We start from the raw sequence: 21,885 nt of genomic DNA, 5'->3' as shown, positions 1-21,885 counted from the left end.
GTCATGTGAATTTAGCACACAATCAAACATATCCTGTAATGTATGAGGAGGAAAAGCGAATGAACTATGTAACAAGTAAACAACAAGAAGAAGTAAGAAGCATCGTACGCGAGTATGCCGAGAAGGAAATAAAACCAATTGCGTTTATGCTTGATCAGCAAAACGAATTTCCAGCAGAAGCAATCAAAAAACTTGCGAAGCTAAACATCATGGGACTCCCATTTCCAAAGGAATATGGTGGAGCAGGAAAAGATGTATTAAGCTATGCGATTGCGGTAGAGGAGTTAAGTAGAGTGGATGGAGGAACGGGTGTTATCTTATCTGCCCATGTATCTCTTGGAACTTGGCCAATCTTTAACTTTGGTACAGAAGAACAAAAGAAGAAATATTTGATTCCACTCGCAAAAGGAGAAAAGATTGGTGCCTTTGGGTTAACAGAACCCAATGCTGGTAGTGATGCCGGTGGTACAGAAACCACAGCAGAGCTAAAAGGTGACCATTACTTATTAAATGGAAATAAGATTTTTATTACGAATGCACCAGTTGCGGATACGTATGTAGTATTTGCTTTAACTACTCCAAATATCGGAGTGAAAGGAATTAGTGCATTTATCGTAGAAAAAGGATGGGAAGGTTTCACATTTGGAGATCACTATGACAAAATGGGAATTCGCTCATCATCCACAGCGGAACTTATCTTCAACGATGTAAAAGTACCTGTAGAGAATTTATTAGGAAAAGAAGGCGAAGGATTTAAAATCGCAATGGCTACTTTGGATGGTGGACGTATTGGGATTGCTTCACAAGCTTTGGGTATAGCACAAGGCGCCTATGAAAATGCCCTGGAATATGCAAAAGAACGTATTCAGTTTGGGAAACCCATTGCTCAACAACAAGTCATATCCTTTAAACTAGCAGATATGGCTACAAAACTACGCGCTGCACGTATGCTTATTTATAGTGCTGCGGAATTAAAAGAACACCATGAACCATACGGTATGGAATCCGCTATGGCAAAACAATATGCATCTGATGTATGTCTAGAAATTGTGAACGATGCTTTACAAATATTTGGAGGTAGTGGATATTTGAAAGGCATGGAAGTAGAACGTGCGTATCGTGATGCGAAAATTTGTACGATATATGAAGGAACCAATGAAATTCAAAGAGTGGTTATTGCGTCCCATATCATTGGAAAACAACCAAAGAATGCATCTGCAGCAGTAAAGAGTGCATCTACCGCAATTACCGGAACACGTAAGAAAATGATCTTTAAAGAAGGTAGTGCAGAAGAGAAAGTAGATAAACTAGTAAGTGCATTAAAGAGCGATGGGTATGATTTTACAGTAGGGATTTCATTGGATACACCAATCGTTGAAGCAGAAAGAGTGGTCAGTGCTGGTAAAGGAATTGGTTCTAAAGAGAATATGACACTGGTAGAAGAACTTGCCAAACAAGCAGGGGCAGCACTAGGCTCTAGTCGTCCTGTAGCGGAGACTTTAAAATATGTACCAATCGATCGTTACGTAGGAATGTCTGGTCAAAAATTTGCAGGAAACTTATATATTGCCTGTGGAATCTCAGGGGCAAGCCAACATTTAAAAGGGATCAAAGATGCCACAACCATTGTCGCCATCAATAAGAATGCGAATGCTGCTATCTTTAAGAATGCGGATTATGGAATTGTAGGAGACCTTATGGAAATCTTACCACTATTAAGCGCAGCGCTTGATGATGGAGAAGAAAAGAAACCGGCTCCCGCAATGATAAAGATGAAAAAACCATTCATTAAAAAAGAAGCACCATCCTACCCATTGCATATATGCAACGGATGTGGATATGAATACGACCCAACCATAGGTGATCCAGAAAACGATGTAGCACCAGGCACACCATTTGAACAATTAAGTGAAGACTGGGTTTGTCCAGAATGTGGCGAACTTAAAGACCAGTTTATAGAGAATTAGGAGGAGAACAATATGCAATGCGTAAGAAAAGTATGTGATGATTTATATTGGATTGGTGGAAGTGATCATAGATTAGCTTTATTTGAAAATATTCATCCAATTCCTAGAGGGGTCTCCTATAATTCCTATCTCTTAATGGATGAAAAAACAGTATTGTTTGATACAGTTGATTGGTCTATAGGAAGACAATTTATTGAAAACTTAGAATATGTATTAGATGGACGTGATTTAGATTATATGATTATCAATCATATGGAACCAGATCATTGTGCATCTATTGAAGAAGTAGTATTACGTTATCCAAATGTACAAGTAATCTCTACAGAAAAGGGATTCCTTCTTATGCGTCAATTTGGTTTTGATGTAGATGGGAAAGAAGACACCGTAAAAGAAGGAGATACAAGAACCTTTGGTAAACATACCATTACCTTTGTTGAAGCACCAATGGTACACTGGCCAGAAGCAATGGTAAGCTTTGACATTACCAATGGCGTATTGTTTTCCGCTGATGCCTTTGGTTCCTTTGGAGCCTTAGATGGAAAACTATTCAATGATGAAGTGAACTTTGAACGTGATTGGATTGATGACGCAAGAAGATACTATACCAATATCGTTGGTAAATATGGACCACATGTACAAGCATTACTAAAGAAAGCAGGTACTATTGATATTAAAATCATCTGTCCATTACATGGACCAGTATGGCGTAATAACATCGGATACCTATTAGATAAATACCAACATTGGAGTACGTATGAACCAGAAGAAAAAGGGGTTCTTATTGCCTATGCATCCATGTATGGAAATACAGAGAACGTTGCCAATGTGCTTGCGACAAAGCTAGTAGAAAAGGGCATGACGAATATTGCAATGTATGATGTATCCAATACCCATGTATCCCAACTTATATCAGAATCCTTCAAGTATAGCCACATTGTACTTGCGAGTGTAACGTACAATTTAGGAATCTATCCTGTAATGCATAATTTCTTAATGGATATGAAAGCTCTAAACTTACAAAAACGTACCATTGGAATCATAGAAAATGGTTCATGGGCACCAAAATCTGGTAGCCTAATGAAAGAGTGCTTAGAAGAAATGAAACAAATGAGTATTCTAAATGAAGAATTATCTTTTGTATCAAGTATGAGCAAAGCTAATACAAATGAAATGAATGCGTTAGTAGATGGTATCTTAGATTCTATGAAAGACTAACAACCAAAACACTTCACAATCGTGAGGTGTTTTTTCCATGTACGAAGTAAATCACGCATACATTAACTGTACTTCATTTCCTGTATGTGTGATAAATTCCTTACGTATTGATTAAGCAAGGAGTATACATGGTCGCAATCATTTAAAACCGATTGGAACACAAAACAATCCACATCATGAAACCTTCAAAACTTAAACAACTCCTTCTATCATTCCTTTTACATATCTACTATAATATGATAACTGCACGAACAGTTAGCGACACTTTTTATAAATCATGCTATAATAAAAACAGAAGAAAAAACATTATGTAGCAATTTTAGGGAGAAAGCTACACATCAAAAATAATTAAAACTAGGAGGGGTTCTATGATAACTCGACACTTATTCATATGCTTATGGGCAGCCATTCCGTTTTTTACATTTTTACTGACTTGCGCTAGTTTGTTAGAATCCAGATTCACAAAGAGAGTGACGATCCTTATCACCCTTGTTTTTTTAACTGGTATCATTTCTTTACAAGTAGGAGGCTACCTATATAGTAAGGAGATTATGCTTGTTTTAACGATGTTGCCATTGACTGCATATCTGCCTGTGATTATATGTGTTTATATCCTTTCTAAGTCAGGCTTTTATCAAACGTCTTCTATTTGGACAATTGCCATTTTAGTTTCAAGCAACTTAGAATTCTATCGAAAAGCTATGATTAAAGGTGTAGATAATTATGGTATGAATAGAGGCGTTGTAATAAGTGTTAGTTTGATTATGGGAGCCATTATATTGTTATGGATTGTAAATGTTTATATGCGAAAAGCATTTCAATCAAATGTACTACATAACGATACAAATTGGTTACCATTATGTTTTCCTACGATTATGATTTTCATAAGTGTTTCTTATTTTAAAAATACGCCTAATAATTCTATTGTTTGGTTGATTCTCTTTTTAACTGCATTATCTGTATTCTTTATTATATCTCGTGTATTGATATTAGCTCAAAGAACGTTACAGATGAAAGAAGATGAAAGAGTTATCGCACAACAATTAAAGATACAACGACAAGAATATGAATCTATTTGTAAGAAAGTAGAACAAGGAAGAAGCTATCGTCATGATATGCGTCATCATTTAATGGTATTGAATACATTAGCAAGTAATGAAAATAGTGAAGAGATAAAGCAATATATTGCTAGACTTGATGAACATATGAAAGAAAGTGAACTTGTTCGATATTGTGAGAATAAAACAGTGAATGCAGTGCTATCTTCTTATATATCACAAGCAAAAGAACTAGGTTACAATGTGCAATCAAATGTATTGATTCCAAGTGAGATGTTATATGATGAAATGGATATTTGTATTATTTTAGCAAATGCTCTTGAGAATGCGATTCATGCAATACAAGAAACAAATTCACCAGAAGCAAGTATCCAATTAAAAGCAGTCCTAGAAGATGAAAAGAAATTTATAATCGTAGTTAAAAACACGTATGATAAAACATACACATTTGATAAAGAAGGGCTTCCTATTGTAGAAGCACGTGCAGGTCATGGAATCGGCCTAAGAAGTATTAAATCAATTACGGAGAAATATCAAGGAATATTACAGGGAGCTTGTACAGATGGAAGCTTCCAGTTAAAGGTAATGTTATTTGAAGAAAAAATACCAGCATTAAGCGTACCAGAAAAAATAAAGCGTACGAAGAAAGCATCTTCAGCAACCTTAGCATCCATGTTATTCTTATGTCTTGCGTTCGGTGGAGTAGGTGCAATATATGCAACAGATGGAGAAAACATATTTGGAAGTTTCCTTCAGGTGAGCAAAGCAGATTCTATAAGTGCTGGTTGGGGAGCAACACAAATACATATGGAAATACCAGAGGTGAAACGAATAGAAGATCCTAATTCTAAAATAGCAAACGCAAATGAACAAACAGCAGATACCCAAAAAGAAAGTACACAAAAAGTCACAACAGCTCCTTCTCAAACAATTTCTTGGGAAGACAACAAAAACAGTGGAGGGACCATTCCTCCAATCGTAGAGGTTGAAAAACCAACACCACCATCTCCAGAGAAACCAAAGGAACCAGTAACTCCAGTAACACCAGTAGTTCCTGATACTCCGGATGTAAGCGAAGGCGTTGATGAAATCAATCAGAAAATGGAAGCTTATGTAGAAACATTAAGAGAAAAGTATGTATGGTATGTCGCAAGAAAATATGAAGGTTATGTAGCAATGGATACAAAATACACAACCGTACGTAACGATGGAGAACTCCTTATCATACGTTTTGAATCAACATTAAATGTAGGAGGCTCCCAAAATATATTCCGTCATTTTATGTTAGATATGAAAACAGGAAATGTGATAGAACTTAAAGATTTATTTACAGGTAAGTATGAATATGTAAATGTCATTAGTGAAGAAATATTATCACAAATGAAAGCACAAGTAGATGCAGGTTTAGCTAATTATTTTATACCTGGTGATATGTGGCCAGAAAGTGATTGGTTCCAATATATTGCGAGAAATCAAGATTTTTATATCAATAATCAAAATCAATTAGTGATTATCTTTGAAGAATATGAAGTTGCGCCAGGAAGCGCTGGTTGTCCAGAATTTGTAATTCCTACAAGTGTTCTTACATCTATTCTATCCCAGCCAACCATATTAAAATAAAGAAAAGAAGGGGTGAACAGTTTTGATTCGTTTATGTATCTGTGAGGATAAAAAAGAAGATGTAAAGGAACTTAAAAAGCTTATTAAAGCATTTGGTAAACAACATCTAGAGTATCCTATAGAAATGAAAGTTTTTATGTCTCCATATGATGTACTAGAGTACATCCAAATCAATGGCGGATTTGATATCTACTTGTTAGATATCCTCATGCCAGGAATTGATGGAATAAATTTAGCAAGAAGTATTCGGGAAAGAAAAGAAACATCGGAAATTATATTTTTAACGATTTCAAGAGAATATGCACTTGATGCTTTCCAAGTAAAAGCAAGTAACTATTTAGTAAAACCTATCAATGCATCAGAGTTTGATGCAGAACTATTATCAAGTATACAAAAAGCACAACCAATAACTCGTCCCTCCATCGTTTTAAAAACAAAAGAAGGATTTACCAAGATTAATCTTCATGACGTTGTATTAATTGAAGGCTATAACCACAAACAAATATGTATCTTTTCCGATGGAAGAACTTTAGAAACAACCTATACATTAATTTCTCTCTATGATAAATTAAAAAACTTCCCGTTCTTCTTTATGCCTCATCGTTCCTTTATTATCCATTTAGATTACATAACAGCTATGACTACATCCCATGTAACTATTCTTGGAGGAAGGGTGATACCTATCTCAAGAAACAAGTACAACGATTTAAAAATAGCTTTATTAGAGTATGCTTCAAACAAAGAATAAAAGAAAATTCTAATAAAATCCTGTTGTTGACGAAGAGAATACTACATTTCACGTAGGAAATGAAAATTCTCTTTTTTTTCGTATATGATATAGGTAAGAATAGTTTGTCACAAATGTGATAGACGTAAATTAAGGAGAGAAAGGAATACCTATATGAAAAAGATTGGAAAGATTTTATTAGTATGTATATTGTTTTTAGGAGTCGTATCTTTTATGAAAGAGGATACTATAGAAGCTGCTGTTGGAGGAACATTTAAAGTAAAGATTGTGAATGTTTTATCTGATGGAACAAATCAAGAAATTGACTGTGAATTTAAAATAACAAAAGAAGCAACAGCAGATGAAAAAGGAGAAGTTTCGTTAGGGACAGGTGCTACCGCAATCAAATCTAATACACAAGGTAAGATTAAAATACCAAGTGAGGTAGTAAGTGATGATAAAGCATATATCGTTACAAGTATAGGACAAAATGCTTTTGCGTACTGTCGTACTCTAGCTGATATCGAATATGCTAACAATATTTCTATAGAGAGTATTGGGAATTATGCATTTCAAGAATGTACATCATTATCTAGTACGGGATTAAGTGGCAATACGAGTGTTAAAACTATAGGAATTAATGCATTTGCTAGATGCCAAAGTCTAACTAGCACTGGCTTAGAAAATAATGAAAGCATTAAAACCTTAGGGGCATATGCCTTCTATCGATGTATCAACTTAACGAGTACAGGACTAGAAAGTAATAAAGGAATTGAAACTTTAGAAAATTTAACATTTGCTGATTGTGATAATTTAACTGACACAGGATTAAGCAAAAATGAAAAAATAAAAACTATCAAGAATAGGGTGTTTGCTGAATGTGATGCCATAGAAAATACAGGCTTAGCAGAAAATAAAAGTATCAAAAATATAGGAGAGAGCGTATTTGAAAGTTGCTTTTCATTAACAAGTACAGGTTTAGCAACTAATGAAAATGTTGAAAGTATTGGAGGCTACACATTTAAAAATTGCACCAGTTTAGAATATACAGAGTTAGATACCAATAAGGGATTAACTGATTTAGGTTATAGTGCATTTGAAGGTTGTACATCTCTGCTAAGTACTGGTTTAGAAAGTAACAACAACTTAGAAGAATTGAAAGACAATATATTCAATGGTTGTACAAAATTAACACGTACAGGGCTAGAAACCAATACAAGTATCAAAACTTTAGGCAATGCAGTATTTCGTGATTGTACTTCCTTAGAAAGTACAGGATTAGATAACAACTCCAGTGTTGAATTTGTTGGTTATTCTTCGTTTATGGGATGTTCTTCATTAACAAGTACAGGGCTAGAAAATAATACAAGTGTAAAAAATTTAGATTCTGTAGCATATTATGAAAATACCTTATTGATAAGAGCAGGTTTAGGTGTAAGCAGTAAGGTTGAAACTTTGGGTTATGGAGTATTCGGAGAATGTTCTAACCTAAAAGCATTTTATTTCATGGGGAGAACCATTCCTGATTTAGATAGTGATGTATTTCCAACAGATACAGTTTTATATTATCAAGTTGGTACCGATTCAACAGAAACGGATAAATTAATAGGCACAAAAAAACCATATGACGTACTGAATGTAGAGGCGGTTTCGACAAGTTTACAAGAAACTTATCAAGTGGGACAAGAATTTAAGCTAGATGGAGTAAAATTTAATGTTACACTTGGAGATACAAGTAGAGGAACGGATGTGAATTGTGATTTTGCTTTCCTTTATGACAATGATAAAGATAATTTTACATATACACCTGTAACACTTGTAAAAGGTGTTAATACAATTTCAGGTAAATATCAAGGAAAGGATTTTTCATTTGAGGTACATGCAGGTCCTTTGGAATTTGATGTAACAGTAAAGAATGGGACAACTGATAAAGTGAAATATGAAGTAGGAGAGACTGTCACAATTACTGCGAACGCTCCAGAGAGTGGTAAAACATTTAAGAACTGGAAAGTAGAAAGTGGTGGAGTTACATTAGCGGATGCAAATAAAAAACGACTACATTTGTAATGCCTAAAAGTGCAGTTATTGTGGAAGCGCAATATGAAACAGCAAGTGTTCCACCAGTTGTAGAAGAACCAGAGATTATAATAGGTGCAGGGTTTACATATCAAATCAATAAGAATAGAGATATGGAAGTCACTTGTAGTGGGAAATTAGAAGACTTGGTGGAAGTGTATGTGGATGGAGTTATTTTACATAAAGATCATTATACATTGAGATCAGGAAGTACAATCATAACGTTAAAGGCAAGCTATTTGAATACGTTAACGGTTGGGAAGCATACGTTGAAGCTACAATATAAAGGGGATGTATCTGCGGAAACATACTTCTTGATAGCAAGTAAAAATGCAGAAAAAGAACCAGGAAATGATATTGAAGAAGTAGAGAAGGAAGAGGGAACAAAAACGCCATCTACTGGAGATAGAACTATGGTTGGCTTGTGGATGATGAGTATGTTATGTACTGGAGGGTATATTGTGTACCGTTATAAGAAGAAACATGATAACATAGAAGAATCGTAATAGATAATTCTGTTATTGACGAAGAGAATACTACATTTCACGTAGGAAATGAAAATTCTCTTTTTTTTCGTATATTATATAGGTAAGAATAGTTTGTCACAAATGTGATAGACGTAATTTAAGGAGAGAAAGGAATACCTATATGAAGAAGATTGGAAAGATTTTATTAGTATGTATATTGTTTCTAGGGATGGTATCTTTTGTAAGAGAGGATACTGTAGAAGCGGCTGTGGATGAATCATTTACAGCAAAGATAAAAAATACTACACCTGAAGGAGTGAATCAAGAGATTGATTGTTACTTTCAAATTATCAAAGAAGCAACAGATAGTGAAAAAGGAGAAGTAACGATAGGTGCAGGAGGTTCTGCTATAAAAACCGATACAAGTGGCAATATCGAGTTTCCAAACGAAATTGTAAATGATGGAAAATTATACAATATCACAATGATTGGGTATAATGCGTTTTTTAATTGTATATCGCTAAAAAATGTGACTTTTGAAAATCCAGCAATTATCACCAAAATAGAGGATTATGCATTTTATGGATGTTATTCATTAGAAAGTACAGGAATAGAAAATTATATTAATCTTGAAAGTATAGGGGAATATGCATTTAAAGACTGTACCTCTTTGACAAGTACTGGTTTGGAACGAAACAATCTAATCAAAAGTATTAAGGATAGCACATTTGCTGGATGTACCTCATTAACAAGTACAGGGTTAGATGACAATACAAGTGTTGAGAACATAGAAGGATATGTATTCTATGGATGTACTTCATTAACAAGTACAGGGTTAGATGACAATACAAGTGTTGAGAACATAGAAGGATATGCATTCTATGGATGTACTTCTTTAGAAAGCACAGGATTAGAAAGCAATACAAGTGTTAAAAACATAGGAGAATATGCATTTCATGGTTGTAGTTCTTTAGAAAGCACAGGACTGGAAACAAATACCACTGTAGAAACTCTAGGAGATTTTGTTTTTTGGAAATGTGTTTCATTAACAAAAACAGGCTTAGAGGGCAATAATGCACTGAGGAAAGTAGGAATAGGTCTCTTTGCTGGATGCACATCATTGTCTAATACAGGTTTAGAGTCAAACAACACGGTTACAGAGTTAGGTATGGGAGCATTTTATGGTTGTACTTCGCTGACGAATACAGGGTTAGAAAAGAATGCAACTGTCAAAACGTTGGGGGAGATGGTATTTGGCGGTTGTTTAGGATTAACAACCACAGGATTAAGTAAAAATACATCCGTTGAAAGCATAGGAGATGTAGCATTCGCTGATTGTGCAAATTTAACTGCATTCTATTTTGTAAAGGATAGTATTCCTACTTTTGGAACCGATGTTTTTCCAGATACAACTACTTTATACTATTATAGTGGAATGAGCGCTGATGAAGTCAATAAATTACGTGAGCCAAGAAAAGCATATGAAATGATAGAAGTAGGTGTGGACAGTGATAGTTTACGTGATGATTATATAGCAGGAGAAGAGTTTACATTAGAGGATGTTAATTTTAATGTAACTTATGGAGATACAGCTTTAGGAGAAGATGTAAGTTTTGGAGGTTCAGTGCTTTATGATGATGATATTGATAACTTTACATTTACTCAAATGATACTTGTAAAAGGTGTTAATACAATTGCAGGTAAATATCGAGGTATGGATTTTTCATTTGAAGTGAATGCTGTTGCTTCTAGTTATGATGTAACAGTAAAGAATGGGACAACTGATAAACTGAAATATGAAGTAGGGGAAACAGTTACCATCACTGCGAACGCTCCAGAGAGTGGAAAGACATTTAAGAACTGGAAAGTAGAAAGTGGTGGAGTTACATTAGTGGATGCGAATAAAAAGTCGACTACATTTGTAATGCCTAAAAGTGCAGTTATTGTGGAAGCGCAATATGAAACAGCAAGTGTTCCACCAGTTGTAGAAGAACCAGAAATTATAATTGGTGCAGGGTTTACGTATCAAATCAATAAGAATAGAGATATGGAAGTCACTTGTAGTGGAAAGCTAGAAGATTTAATGGAAGTATATGTGGATGGAGTTATTTTAAATAAAGATCATTATACATTGAGATCAGGAAGTACAATCATAACGTTAAAGGCAAGCTATTTGAATACGTTAACGGTTGGGAAGCATACGTTGAAGCTACAATATAAAGGGGATGTATCTGCGGAAACATACTTCTTGATTTCAAATAAAGATGCAGAAAAAGAACCAGGAAATGATATTGAAGAAGTAGAGAAGGAAGAGGGAACAAAAACGCCATCTACTGGAGATAGAACTATGGTTGGCTTGTGGATGATGAGTATGTTATGTACTGGAGGGTATATTGTGTACCATTATAAGAAGAAACATGGTAACATAGAAGAATTGTAATAGATAATTCTGTTATTGACGAAGAGAATACTACATTTCACGTAGGAAATGAAAATTCTCTTTTTTTTCGTATATGATATAGGTAAGAATAGTTTGTCACAAATGTGATAGATGTGGAGAAAGGGAGAAGGAGGTTTATTATGAAGAAAAAAAGAATAAGTGAAAAGGTGTTCTCGTTTATCATGGCAATTGCAATGATTGTGAACATGAATACTTACCCAGCGTATGCAAATGATACGCTTATGGACGTAAGAAATGATTGTCATCCGATACATGATGAGAACTGTGGGTACGTTGAAAGTGCAGAGGGGGTAGCTTGTTCACATCTAAATGAAGATGGTACATATTCATGTAATTCTGATGGAAAAGAGAATTACGTATGTCTTCATGAAGATGAGTGTGGGTATATAGAAATGGTGGAAGGTAAACCATGTGCGCATACATGTGAACCAAAGGAAGATGCACAAGAGAAAGAAGAGCCACAGAAGGTACAAGAACCACAAGAGGAAAAAGGAACACGCACAAGATCAGTTAGAACAACGATTTCGGATATAAATGATTTAAATACAGCGATTTCTAATAGTAGTGGGACGAAAGAAAATCCTGCTGAAATCGTAATCGATTCTGCTGGAATAAGTGTTACGAAAGTGATTGCAATTTCTGGAAAGCATGTGAAACTTACTGGAGGAACCTTAACTAGGGGTTCTAGTTACACAGGGAACTTGATTGAAGTTACAAATGAGGGTAGTTTAATATTGGAAAACATCACTCTTGATGGGAATTATGTAAGTAGTGTTAAAAATCTAGTATTTGTGGAAAACTCTACACTAACTACAAATACAGGTGCAGTTCTACAAAATAACAAAGAAAGTGCGGTTAAAATCTGGAACAAAACTACTTATACTTCATTCATAATGAATGATGGTATAATTCAAAATAATGAAGCAGATACTGGCGCTGCGGTTTACTTAACGAATGCGAATAGTATGCTTTTTCAAATGAACGGAGGAATCATTCAAAATAACATTGCGAAAACACAAGGTAGTGCAATATTTGAAGGTGGGTATGGTATTCCTACGATGGAAATAAAAGGAGGGGAAATCAAAAAAAATAAAGGTGGTTCATCCTATGGTACGATTTATTCTAACTCAAATCTAATTATATCTGGTGGAAAGATATTTGATAATGAAACTACTGGTGTTGGTGGTGGAGTTTATAAAGCACAAGGAACTTTTACTATGACTGGTGGAACAATATCTGATAATAGAGATAAAGGACATAATACGAACAATGAAAAAACAGCGGATAATGTTATCATGCAAAAAGGAACCTTTAGCGTAGGTGGTTCTGCGAGTATACCTGCTGGATTAACTCTCAATAGCAGAGTTGTATTTCATATAAAATCTGCATTAACAGGTAGTTTTGGGCTATTTAAATATCCTGATTCTTCCAATCTTGCTAATAAAATAGGAGATGTTATTGCTAGTGGCTCTGACTATACTTTAACAAAAGAAGATATTCGCAAATTCACTTATAAAAATGGACAATTTGAGTTTGTGTTGGATGCGGTAGAAAATAAAATGAAACTGGCAAAACCTGCTGGTGATCCATCGATTGATATTTCAAATAACGATGATTGGCGTATTTATGCAAATGGGTCATGGTTAATCTTAAAAGAAGATGCTACAAGTACAGATTTTACTGAAATTTATATAGATAAAAATAAAAATGGTATCCTTGATAGTACAGATAAACTCTGGTTAATACCAGGCTTGACGAGTGGATCACAAGGGTATTATTTGAAGGATTTTTCTATATATGCGGGAACTGCAGATGAAGAATTATTGTTAGATACTAAAATCACGATGTTGGGTGGTAGAGTACAAAACTTATTTGGTGGTAGCGAAACAAGCGCTATCATAGGAGATACAAGTATTGTTATTTCTGGTGGCTTGGTGTCTTCTGTCTATGGAGGAAGTGATTTAGGTGCTATCACTGGAAATACATATGTAACAGTTACAGGTGGTAAGGTAAATTACTTATATGGTGGCAGTTATACTGGCGAAATTACTGGAGATTTAAATTTGAATTTTTCTGGTGGAGATGTTGGTATAGTGTATGGAGGTAGTAGAAATGGGGAAATCATAGGAAATACAAAAATAAAATTAGAAGAAGGTAGTACACTTGAATCCCTATATGGTGGAAGTTATAATGGCTTATTAACAGGTGATACTTCTGTTGAATTAGCAGGTGGTATTGTTACCACTAGAATCATTGCTGGTGGAAGTCTTGAGGAAGCGATTGTGGATGGAAATACAAGCGTCACCATCACTGGTGGAGAAGTATCCTCACATATTTATGGCGGTGGTGGCTTTCCAGCTGTGAAGGGAAATACGAACATATCCATTACAGGTGGTATAGTAAAAGGCAATGTATATGGAGGAGGTAATGAAAAAACTGCTCCTGTCGAAGGGAATTCAATGATTTCTATTACAGGTGGTAATGTATTAGCCAATGTATATGGCGGCGGTAGAATTGAAGCGGCGAATCCTATGGGAACAAAAACAGTTTCTATTGGGGAGAGTGCAAAAATTGGTTCCCCTCATGATACATACGCCTATGGTATTTTTATGAATTGTGGCAATCGTACAAATGGTGTAGATAACTTTGTGGTCGAAAAGGAGTTAAATAGTGATGCGAGTATTTATGTTACAATAGTCGAAACATATGCAGCAAAAGATACACCAAAAGTGATTGCCACAAATGTGAAAGAGGAAGATTTTAGTAAATTTGTTCCTATTGGTTCAGGATATGTAAATTCAAGATTATACTATGATGAGAGTGATCAAAGCATTAAGTTGGATAGAACGAAATTTGTGGTAAAGTTCTCTACAAATTATGGAAGTAAAGTTGAAGAGGTTACTGTTTCAAAAGGTGAAAAGTTATTTTCGCCACAGAATCCAACAAAAGACGGTTTTGAATTTGGTGGTTGGTATAAAGACGATACATTAGAAAATGCATGGGATTTTGATACTGATGTAGTAAACGAAGATATGAAACTATATGCAAAATGGGAGACTCCTGTACTCTTACCTTCTAAAGAAACCGTGGTAGATACTGTGACTGGTATCGTTGCGGAATATGTAGATGGTAAAAAGTTTGATTCCGACATTGTTTTAAAAGTTATTGTGAAACCTCAAAACGAAATGAACAAACTTGAAGAGAATGTAAAAAAAGTTGTATCTGGTTCAAGCATTGTTGGACTGTATGATGTGTTGTTATTGAAAGATGGCATCGAAATACAACCAAGTGGAGACATAAGAATACGCATTCCTATGAATGATGCTATGAAGAGAGTAAAAGATATTAAAGTAGTTTATATTGATGATGATGGTAATGTTACTGTTATTCCAAGTATTGTGAAGGATGGGTATATTGAGTTTATAACTGATCATTTTAGTTACTATGGAGTAATAGGGAAATTTGATGTTATTGGTCCTGTGGAAGAAGAAAAGAAACCTGAAGAGGGTAATAAAAAACCAATAGGACCAACAGGAACTATTGGTACAGGCGATCAAACGATGTTGCAACAATACTTTATGGTTGCGGTAATAAGTGCTGGTGTAGTGTTTATGGTTAGACAAAGAAACTTAGCATATGTTGATATTGAAACACCAGATTGTTTTAAAGGATTTAGAAATAAAATAAGATTTGGTAGATTCTTATTTTCACAAGCAGTAAAAGAAATAAAAAATCGAACGTATTTCAAATAAGAGAAAAAAGAGGGAAACCATCAAATAATCCTGCAATTGGCGAAGAGAATGGTACATTTCACGCAAGAAATGAAAATTCTCTTTTTTTTCGTTTATTATATAGATAAGAGGAGTCTGTCACAAATGTGATAGATATAAAGGAAAGGGTAAGGAAATGACAATTAGAAAAAATGTAATTAAGAAATTGTGTTTATTTGTATTTGCCATAGCCATGGTGTTGTCCAATATACCGCTGAAAAAAGGCTATGCTTCTGGAGGTGAAGTTTGGGTTAATGGTGTGAACATTGTTACTGCGGTGAATCAAACAGTACAGTGTGGAGAGGGAACGGCAACTTATAACGCAACCACGAACACTTTAACACTTAACAATGCGAAGATTACTGAGGTCAATGATATAAAACATGCTATAGAGAATAGAATTAATAGTGATTTTACAATAGTATTAAACGGACAAAACAATATTGAAATAGAAAGGTATACTGGTGTCTTCTCAGTAGCGAATGCGAATATGACATTCATGGGTGAAGGAAGTTTGAATATTGTAGCTGCACAAAGTATATCAAATATGAAGGACATCATATTCGATGGCGTTACAATTACAGCAGCGACACAAGCAGATGGTTCCATCGCAACTAGTGGAAATGTAATGGTAAAAAATGGTTCAGACATTACATGTAGCGGTACTTATTTTGGTATAAACGCTTTAGGTAATTTGACAATATCAGACAGTGAAGTTGAAGCAAAGGCAACAGGGACAAGAATGAATGCATTTAGTATAACTGGTCCGATTACAATAGATAAAGAATCGAATGTAACTGTGGAAAGTGACGCTGTTGCGATATATAGTACTCAGGATATAACTATCAAGGATAGTTATGTTAACGCCAGTACTAAATCAGACTATAGTATATGGACAAAGGCTGCGCTTTCTATAAAGGGATATGCAGAGGTAATTGCAAAGGGTGCTGAAGGAATAGGTAGCATTGGAGCAAAGAGCACATTTGTAATTGAACCTACACTTAATGAACGTGTTGAAGTTTATAAGGGTTCTAATGAAGAGAATGTTGTTGCTGTGGAGGGTTCTCCATTTGCAACAAGTACAGATTTAAAAGCTTTAGGAGCAGGAAGTGTTGCATATTTCCATAGTAAAAAACATGAACATACTGCAGTAAATTCATGGTCAAAAAATGAAACAAGCCACTGGCATGAATGTGCTATGGATGATGGAGCAAAAGTCAATCTTGGCGATCATTCATGGGATGAAGGTATTGTCACAACACCTGCTACAATCACACAAGAAGGCACCATGAAGTATACTTGTAGTGTTTGTGGACAAATAAAAAATGAAGTGATAGCTAAGATTCCTTCAAAAGATATCCTAGAAAATACAAATACAGGTACAAAGGCAGAGTATGTGGATGGCACAGAGTTTGATTCTAGTCTTATCTTGAGTGTTGTATCTAAACCACAAAACGAGATTGATAACATTAAAAAGAACGTATCAGAAGTTGCTCCAGGTACAAGTGTCGTAGGACTTTATGATATTAAACTTTTAAAAGATGGAATTGCTATTCAACCTGATGGAAGTCTGAAAATCAGCATACTTCTTAATGATGAAATGAAATCTATGAAAGAATTGAAAATTATTTATGTAGACAATAATGGAAATGTATCTATAATACCAAGTGAAGTTAAAGATGGATACATAGAGTTTGTAACAGATCATTTTAGTTATTATGGAGTAATCGGTAAAGTAAGTCCAATTGCACCTGTTGTTAAAGAACCTACAAAACCATCTATCAATACTGGTGATAATACAGCTTTCCAACAATATCTAATGGTTGCGGTAATTAGTGCTGGTGTAGTGTATATGGCTAGACAAAGAAAATTGGCATTTGCTGATATCGAAACATTAGATTGTTTTAAAGGATTTAGAAATAAAGTAAGATTTGGTAGATTCTTATTTTCACAAGCAGTAAAAGAAATAAAAAATCGCACTTATTTTAAATAGATATAATGATAAAACTGAAGTGTGTTAGCTTGTATAGTGACATCTTCAGTTTTTTTATACATAATGAAAGGGGATGAGAGGTTTTGTGAAAACATGGTATAATACTTGCGTATAGATACATGTGGGAATAGGAGTTCTTATGATAAAAATAGTAGCGGTTGGAAAATTAAAGGAAAAAGCTTTGCGTATGCAGATTGAGGAATATGAGAAACGTCTTCGTCCTTTTACAAAGCTTGAAATTATAGAAGTGAGTGATGAGAATGCTCCACAGACGAATAGTGAAGCACAAAATGAGCAGGTGAAGGAGAAAGAGGGGGAACGAATTTTATCGAAGATAAAAGAAAATGAATACGTGATCTTGTTGGATTTGTGGGGAGATATGTTAAATAGTGAGGCGTTTGCGAAGAAGATAGCAAACGTGCAAACGTATGAGAGTAGTAATTTGACATTTGTAATTGCGGGTTCTTTGGGACCTGGTAAGGTTGTATATGAACGATGTAATTATCGTTGGAAGTTATCGGATTTAACGTTTACGCATCAAATGACAAGGGTGTTGGTGTTGGAACAAATTTATCGTGCGTTTATGATTCAAAATAATAATCCATATCATAAATAGAGCATAGAATGAGGTGTAGGGTATGAAGGTAGAAGAGTTTACGTGGTTAAAGGAAAGTAGTTATGTAGTACGTGAGGGTGGATTGGAACTAGAGGCTACGCCAAAGTCTGATTATTTTGTGAATCCGGAAACAGAGGAAGCGACTTTGAGTGCTCCATTTCTGTATCATGAGGTGGAAGGGGATTTTGTGTTTCGTGCGAAGGTGAGCCATGGGTTTACATCGGTGTATGATGCTTGTGTATTATTGGCGTATGATCATGAGAGGTTATGGGCGAAGGCTTGTTTCGAGTTATCAGATTTAGGTACACATAATGTAGTGAGTGTGATGACTGATGGGGTAAGTGATGATGCCAACAATGTATGTGTTGAGGGAAATGAGGTATGGCTTCAATTGGCTCGCAAGGGGTCTTTGTTTGCGGTACATTATTCTTTGGATGGGGAGAGGTTTCTGATGGCTCGATTGACGCGTTTGCCTATGAGGGAGTGTATTAAGGTTGGGTTAGAGGCACAATCTCCAATAGGGGAAGGTGGCAAACGTGTGTTTGAGGATATCGTGTTGGAGTGTAGAACACTGGATGATATACGAGATGGAAACTTCTGAATGAAACAATTTTCAGTAAATTTTCAAAATAACTTACATTTATGTATTGACTTACGATAGAAATAGGTGTAAATTATAAGAAACCAATGACGGAGAGATAAAACATGATATGCGCTAATAGAGAGTTGCGAATTGCTGGAAACGCGACAGAGATGCAGTCTTGTAAATGGACTCCTAAGGGCAAGGGGAAAAGCGAATGCTTAGTATCCAAGACGTATGCTTACGTTATAAAGCTAGGAATGTGTATGCATTTCGAATGAGAGGATCTCTTCAAATAGGAAAAGATCAAATCAGGTGGTACCGCAGATGAATTTATTCGCATCTGTCCTGTAGTCAATTGACTTATGGACGGGTGCTTTTTTTATATAAAGGAGGTGGTCATTGTGTTAAAGAACACAGAGGAATGGCGATGGCAAAAGCATAGGGTGTATTTCAAAACAAACATGAATCATGTGAACACAATGAGTGAAGGAGAGAAAGAACATGAAAAAATTTATTAAAATGATGGCAGTATGTGTATTAGGAATGAGTGTTATGGCAGGGTGTGGCAGTGAAGATAAAAAGGAAGATAAGATTCCAGTAGTTTCGGTAGCACAGATTGTGGAGCATAAATCTTTGAATACAATTCGTGATAGCTTTAAGGAAGAAATGAAAGAGTTAGGGTATGTAGATGGAGAAAATATTAAGTTATCCTTTAAGGATGCTGGTGGACAATCCAATACACTAGATTCAATCATGTCTACGTTTGCCGGAAATAAGAGTGATGTCATTGTGGCAATTGCGACACCGACTGCAATGTCTGCGGCTAAATATAGCAAGGATATTCCAATTGTTTTCTCTGCTGTATCAGATCCAGTTGGGGCTGGCTTGATGAAAGATTTAAATAAACCTGAGAATAATATCACGGGTACAAGTGATGAGATTCAGGTGGATCAAATCCTTGATTTGGCGTTGAAAGTGAATCCAGATTTAAAAACACTTGGGTTTATTTACAATACAAGTGAAGCGAACTCAGTTTCTAATCTTGAAAAAGCGAAGAAGTTCTGTAAGGAACACAACATTACTTTAAAAGAAGGCAGTGGGGCGAATATTACTGAGATTCAAAGTGCAGTGAGTGTGTTAACAGAAGAATGCGATGCAATCTTTGCGCCAAATGATAACACCGTAGCAAGTTCTATGAGTGCATTGGTAAATGAAGCAAATAAGAAAAAAGTTCCAGTATATACAGGTGCAGATTCTATGGTAAGTGATGGTGGATTTGCGAGCGTTGGAATTGATTATACAAATTTAGGAAAAGAAACAGCGAAAATGGTAGATGCGATTTTAAAGGGGAAAGATGTAAAAGATTTACCAGTAAAAGTGTTTAAGACAGATTTGAATATTTATGTGAATGAGAAAACAATGAAAGAGTTAGGGATTACATTACCAGAGGATGTCGCAAAAAGTGAAAATCTTGTGAAGATGTAATTGTAGAGAGAGGATGAGCATACATGGCATTTAGTACCATACAAACAGCGGTTTTATTAGGACTGATTTTCGCAATCATGTCCCTTGGGGTTTTTATTTCATTTAAGATTTTGAATATTCCGGATTTAACAATTGATGGAAGCTTTACGACAGGGTGTGCAGTATCTGCCGTGTTCGCTTCTCAAGGACATCCATTTTTAGGACTGCTGTTTGCGATGGTGTGTGGAGGATTGGCTGGTATTGTTACGGGTGTTTTACAAACCAAATGTAAAGTACAGGCGATCTTGGCAGGGATTTTGACCATGACTGCTCTTTACTCAATCAATCTTAAAATATTAGGTGGTATGCCAAACGTTTCTTTGTTTGGAAAGGAAACAATTTTTACACCATTTGAGAATATATTGGGAGAATATACGAATTTAATTATTGTGGGTATAATTTTAATGGTATTGATTTTGGTGTTGTATGTGTTCTTGAAGACACAGTTGGGGATGAGTTTACGTGCTACGGGTGACAATGAGGCTATGGTAAGGGCATCTTCCATTAATTCAGATACAATGAAGATTATGGGGATTGCGATTGCGAATGCTCTTGTGGCTCTTGGAGGGGCAGTGTTTGCCCAAAATCAAGGGTTTGCGGATGTGAGTGGTGGTATTGGTATGATGGTGGTTGGATTGGCTTCTATCATCGTAGGAGAAGCGTTTATACGTCGTAGGACAATGGCGTTTCAATTTCTTGCGGTAATTATAGGTGCGATTGTCTATCGTTTTATATTAACGGTGGCGTTGCAGTTGGGAATTGCGTCTAGTGATATGAACTTATTCTCTGCAGCGTTAGTTGCGTTGGCTATTTCATTGCCGTATTTGAAGAATAAAAGGAGGAAACATCATGCTTGATTTAAAAGATTTATGTGTAACGTTTCATCCTGGAACGGTAGATGAAAGAGTTGCGTTAGATCATGTTTCCTTCCATGTGGAAGATGGAGATTTTATTAGTATCCTTGGGACGAATGGGGCTGGTAAGAGTACCTTATTGAATGTGATCAGTGGAACTGTGGGTGTAGATAGTGGACAGATTCTATTAGATGGTAAGGACTTAACGTATTTGTCAGAGTATAAAAGAGCGAAAGATGTGGGAAGGTTGTTTCAAGATCCTTTGAAGGGAACTGCACCTAATATGAGCATTGAAGAGAATTTAGGACTTGCGTATAGTCGTGGGAAGAGAACAACGTTAGCACAAGCGATAAAAAAAGGAGATCGTGCATTCTTTGTAGAAAAGTTGGGAGAACTTGGATTGGGATTGGAAGATCGTTTGTCGACAAGAGTAGGATTGTTGTCAGGAGGACAAAGACAAGCATTAACATTGTTAATGTCTACCATCGTGACACCAAAATTATTACTCTTGGATGAACATACGGCAGCACTTGATCCTAAAACAGCACAATCAGTTATGGATATTACAGATAAAATTGTGAAGGAACATCATATTACAACACTGATGATTACGCATAATATGAAACAAGCACTTGCCTATGGCAATAAGACCATTATTTTAAATGAAGGAAAAATTGTAAAAGTATTAGAAGGGGAAGAACGCGCAAAGACTACGGTGGATGATTTGTTGAATATGTACGATTTCATATAGATTACAGAAATTGGAAATGAGTCTTTGCACTCATAAAAAGAGAATCATGGTAGTATAATGAACATGCAGGAAGTTTTTCAAGTAAAAAATATCACGAAAAAAGATGTGAAAATTACGATATTTTAACTTGACTTTTCTGTGTGTTTTTGCTTTTACATACATTTATTACAAGATTTGTGTAAACGCATACAAAAAGTGAAATT

Annotated in this window: 14 protein-coding genes; all 14 read left to right on the top strand. The window is 35.3% G+C overall.

Annotated elements, in window-relative coordinates; genetic code table 11:
- Positions 1 to 59 precede the first annotated feature (59 nt).
- The 14 genes from ACWG0P_RS06770 to ACWG0P_RS06705 all read left to right on the top strand — a co-directional run bounded on the left by ACWG0P_RS06770 (position 60) and on the right by ACWG0P_RS06705 (position 21,682).
- Entirely contained in the window at positions 60 to 1,967 is a 1,908-nt protein-coding gene (locus ACWG0P_RS06770) for an acyl-CoA dehydrogenase family protein (protein WP_455801070.1), read from the top strand.
- 12 nt (positions 1,968 to 1,979) lie between these two features.
- Positions 1,980 to 3,182 (top strand): FprA family A-type flavoprotein, encoded by a 1,203-nt coding sequence (locus tag ACWG0P_RS06765; RefSeq protein ID WP_455801069.1) that lies wholly within the window; start codon positions 1,980 to 1,982, stop codon positions 3,180 to 3,182.
- 368 nt (positions 3,183 to 3,550) lie between these two features.
- Complete coding sequence (locus tag ACWG0P_RS06760; RefSeq protein WP_455801068.1) at positions 3,551 to 5,860, top strand: DUF3298 domain-containing protein; 2,310 nt, start codon at positions 3,551 to 3,553, stop codon at positions 5,858 to 5,860.
- 22 nt (positions 5,861 to 5,882) lie between these two features.
- The gene (locus ACWG0P_RS06755) at positions 5,883 to 6,608 is read left to right on the top strand and encodes a LytR/AlgR family response regulator transcription factor (protein ID WP_455801067.1); all 726 of its coding nucleotides are present in this window, start codon (positions 5,883 to 5,885) and stop codon (positions 6,606 to 6,608) included.
- Positions 6,609 to 6,761: 153 nt separating this feature from the next.
- Complete coding sequence (locus tag ACWG0P_RS06750) at positions 6,762 to 8,654, top strand: leucine-rich repeat protein (RefSeq protein WP_455801066.1); 1,893 nt, start codon at positions 6,762 to 6,764, stop codon at positions 8,652 to 8,654.
- Positions 8,654 to 9,169 (top strand): hypothetical protein, encoded by a 516-nt coding sequence (locus ACWG0P_RS06745; RefSeq protein ID WP_455801065.1) that lies wholly within the window; start codon positions 8,654 to 8,656, stop codon positions 9,167 to 9,169. The genes ACWG0P_RS06750 and ACWG0P_RS06745 overlap by 1 nt, the downstream gene beginning before the upstream one ends.
- A gap of 142 nt (positions 9,170 to 9,311) precedes the next feature.
- Complete coding sequence (locus tag ACWG0P_RS06740) at positions 9,312 to 11,570, top strand: leucine-rich repeat protein (protein ID WP_455801064.1); 2,259 nt, start codon at positions 9,312 to 9,314, stop codon at positions 11,568 to 11,570.
- A 140-nt stretch (positions 11,571 to 11,710) separates the two neighbouring features.
- Entirely contained in the window at positions 11,711 to 15,343 is a 3,633-nt protein-coding gene (locus ACWG0P_RS06735; RefSeq protein WP_455801063.1) for an InlB B-repeat-containing protein, read from the top strand.
- 154 nt (positions 15,344 to 15,497) lie between these two features.
- The gene (locus ACWG0P_RS06730) at positions 15,498 to 17,354 is read left to right on the top strand and encodes a hypothetical protein (protein ID WP_455801062.1); all 1,857 of its coding nucleotides are present in this window, start codon (positions 15,498 to 15,500) and stop codon (positions 17,352 to 17,354) included.
- 139 nt (positions 17,355 to 17,493) lie between these two features.
- Positions 17,494 to 17,970, top strand: coding sequence for a 23S rRNA (pseudouridine(1915)-N(3))-methyltransferase RlmH (rlmH, locus tag ACWG0P_RS06725; protein ID WP_455801061.1), 477 nt, complete (start codon positions 17,494 to 17,496; stop codon positions 17,968 to 17,970).
- A gap of 22 nt (positions 17,971 to 17,992) precedes the next feature.
- Positions 17,993 to 18,571: a DUF1349 domain-containing protein gene (locus tag ACWG0P_RS06720; protein WP_455801060.1), complete on the top strand. Its 579-nt coding sequence runs from the start codon at positions 17,993 to 17,995 to the stop codon at positions 18,569 to 18,571.
- Positions 18,572 to 19,054: 483 nt separating this feature from the next.
- Entirely contained in the window at positions 19,055 to 20,038 is a 984-nt protein-coding gene (locus ACWG0P_RS06715; protein WP_455801059.1) for an ABC transporter substrate binding protein, read from the top strand.
- A 23-nt stretch (positions 20,039 to 20,061) separates the two neighbouring features.
- Entirely contained in the window at positions 20,062 to 20,934 is an 873-nt protein-coding gene (locus ACWG0P_RS06710; RefSeq protein WP_455801058.1) for an ABC transporter permease, read from the top strand.
- Positions 20,927 to 21,682, top strand: coding sequence for an ABC transporter ATP-binding protein (locus ACWG0P_RS06705; protein ID WP_455801057.1), 756 nt, complete (start codon positions 20,927 to 20,929; stop codon positions 21,680 to 21,682). Before ACWG0P_RS06710 ends, ACWG0P_RS06705 begins: the two co-directional genes overlap by 8 nt.
- Positions 21,683 to 21,885 lie beyond the last annotated feature (203 nt).

The sequence above is a fragment of the Amedibacillus sp. YH-ame6 genome (assembly GCF_053848845.1).
This window is presented reverse-complemented; position numbering and strand designations above follow the sequence as displayed.

Coding starts and splice junctions, on each gene's coding strand:
- ACWG0P_RS06770 (WP_455801070.1), top strand. CDS start 60: ATGAACTATGTAACAAGTAAACAACAAGAAGAAGTAAGAAGCATCGTA.
- ACWG0P_RS06765 (WP_455801069.1), top strand. CDS start 1,980: ATGCAATGCGTAAGAAAAGTATGTGATGATTTATATTGGATTGGTGGA.
- ACWG0P_RS06760 (WP_455801068.1), top strand. CDS start 3,551: ATGATAACTCGACACTTATTCATATGCTTATGGGCAGCCATTCCGTTT.
- ACWG0P_RS06750 (WP_455801066.1), top strand. CDS start 6,762: ATGAAAAAGATTGGAAAGATTTTATTAGTATGTATATTGTTTTTAGGA.
- ACWG0P_RS06745 (WP_455801065.1), top strand. CDS start 8,654: ATGCCTAAAAGTGCAGTTATTGTGGAAGCGCAATATGAAACAGCAAGT.
- ACWG0P_RS06740 (WP_455801064.1), top strand. CDS start 9,312: ATGAAGAAGATTGGAAAGATTTTATTAGTATGTATATTGTTTCTAGGG.
- ACWG0P_RS06735 (WP_455801063.1), top strand. CDS start 11,711: ATGAAGAAAAAAAGAATAAGTGAAAAGGTGTTCTCGTTTATCATGGCA.
- ACWG0P_RS06730 (WP_455801062.1), top strand. CDS start 15,498: ATGACAATTAGAAAAAATGTAATTAAGAAATTGTGTTTATTTGTATTT.
- rlmH (WP_455801061.1), top strand. CDS start 17,494: ATGATAAAAATAGTAGCGGTTGGAAAATTAAAGGAAAAAGCTTTGCGT.
- ACWG0P_RS06720 (WP_455801060.1), top strand. CDS start 17,993: ATGAAGGTAGAAGAGTTTACGTGGTTAAAGGAAAGTAGTTATGTAGTA.
- ACWG0P_RS06715 (WP_455801059.1), top strand. CDS start 19,055: ATGAAAAAATTTATTAAAATGATGGCAGTATGTGTATTAGGAATGAGT.
- ACWG0P_RS06710 (WP_455801058.1), top strand. CDS start 20,062: ATGGCATTTAGTACCATACAAACAGCGGTTTTATTAGGACTGATTTTC.
- ACWG0P_RS06705 (WP_455801057.1), top strand. CDS start 20,927: ATGCTTGATTTAAAAGATTTATGTGTAACGTTTCATCCTGGAACGGTA.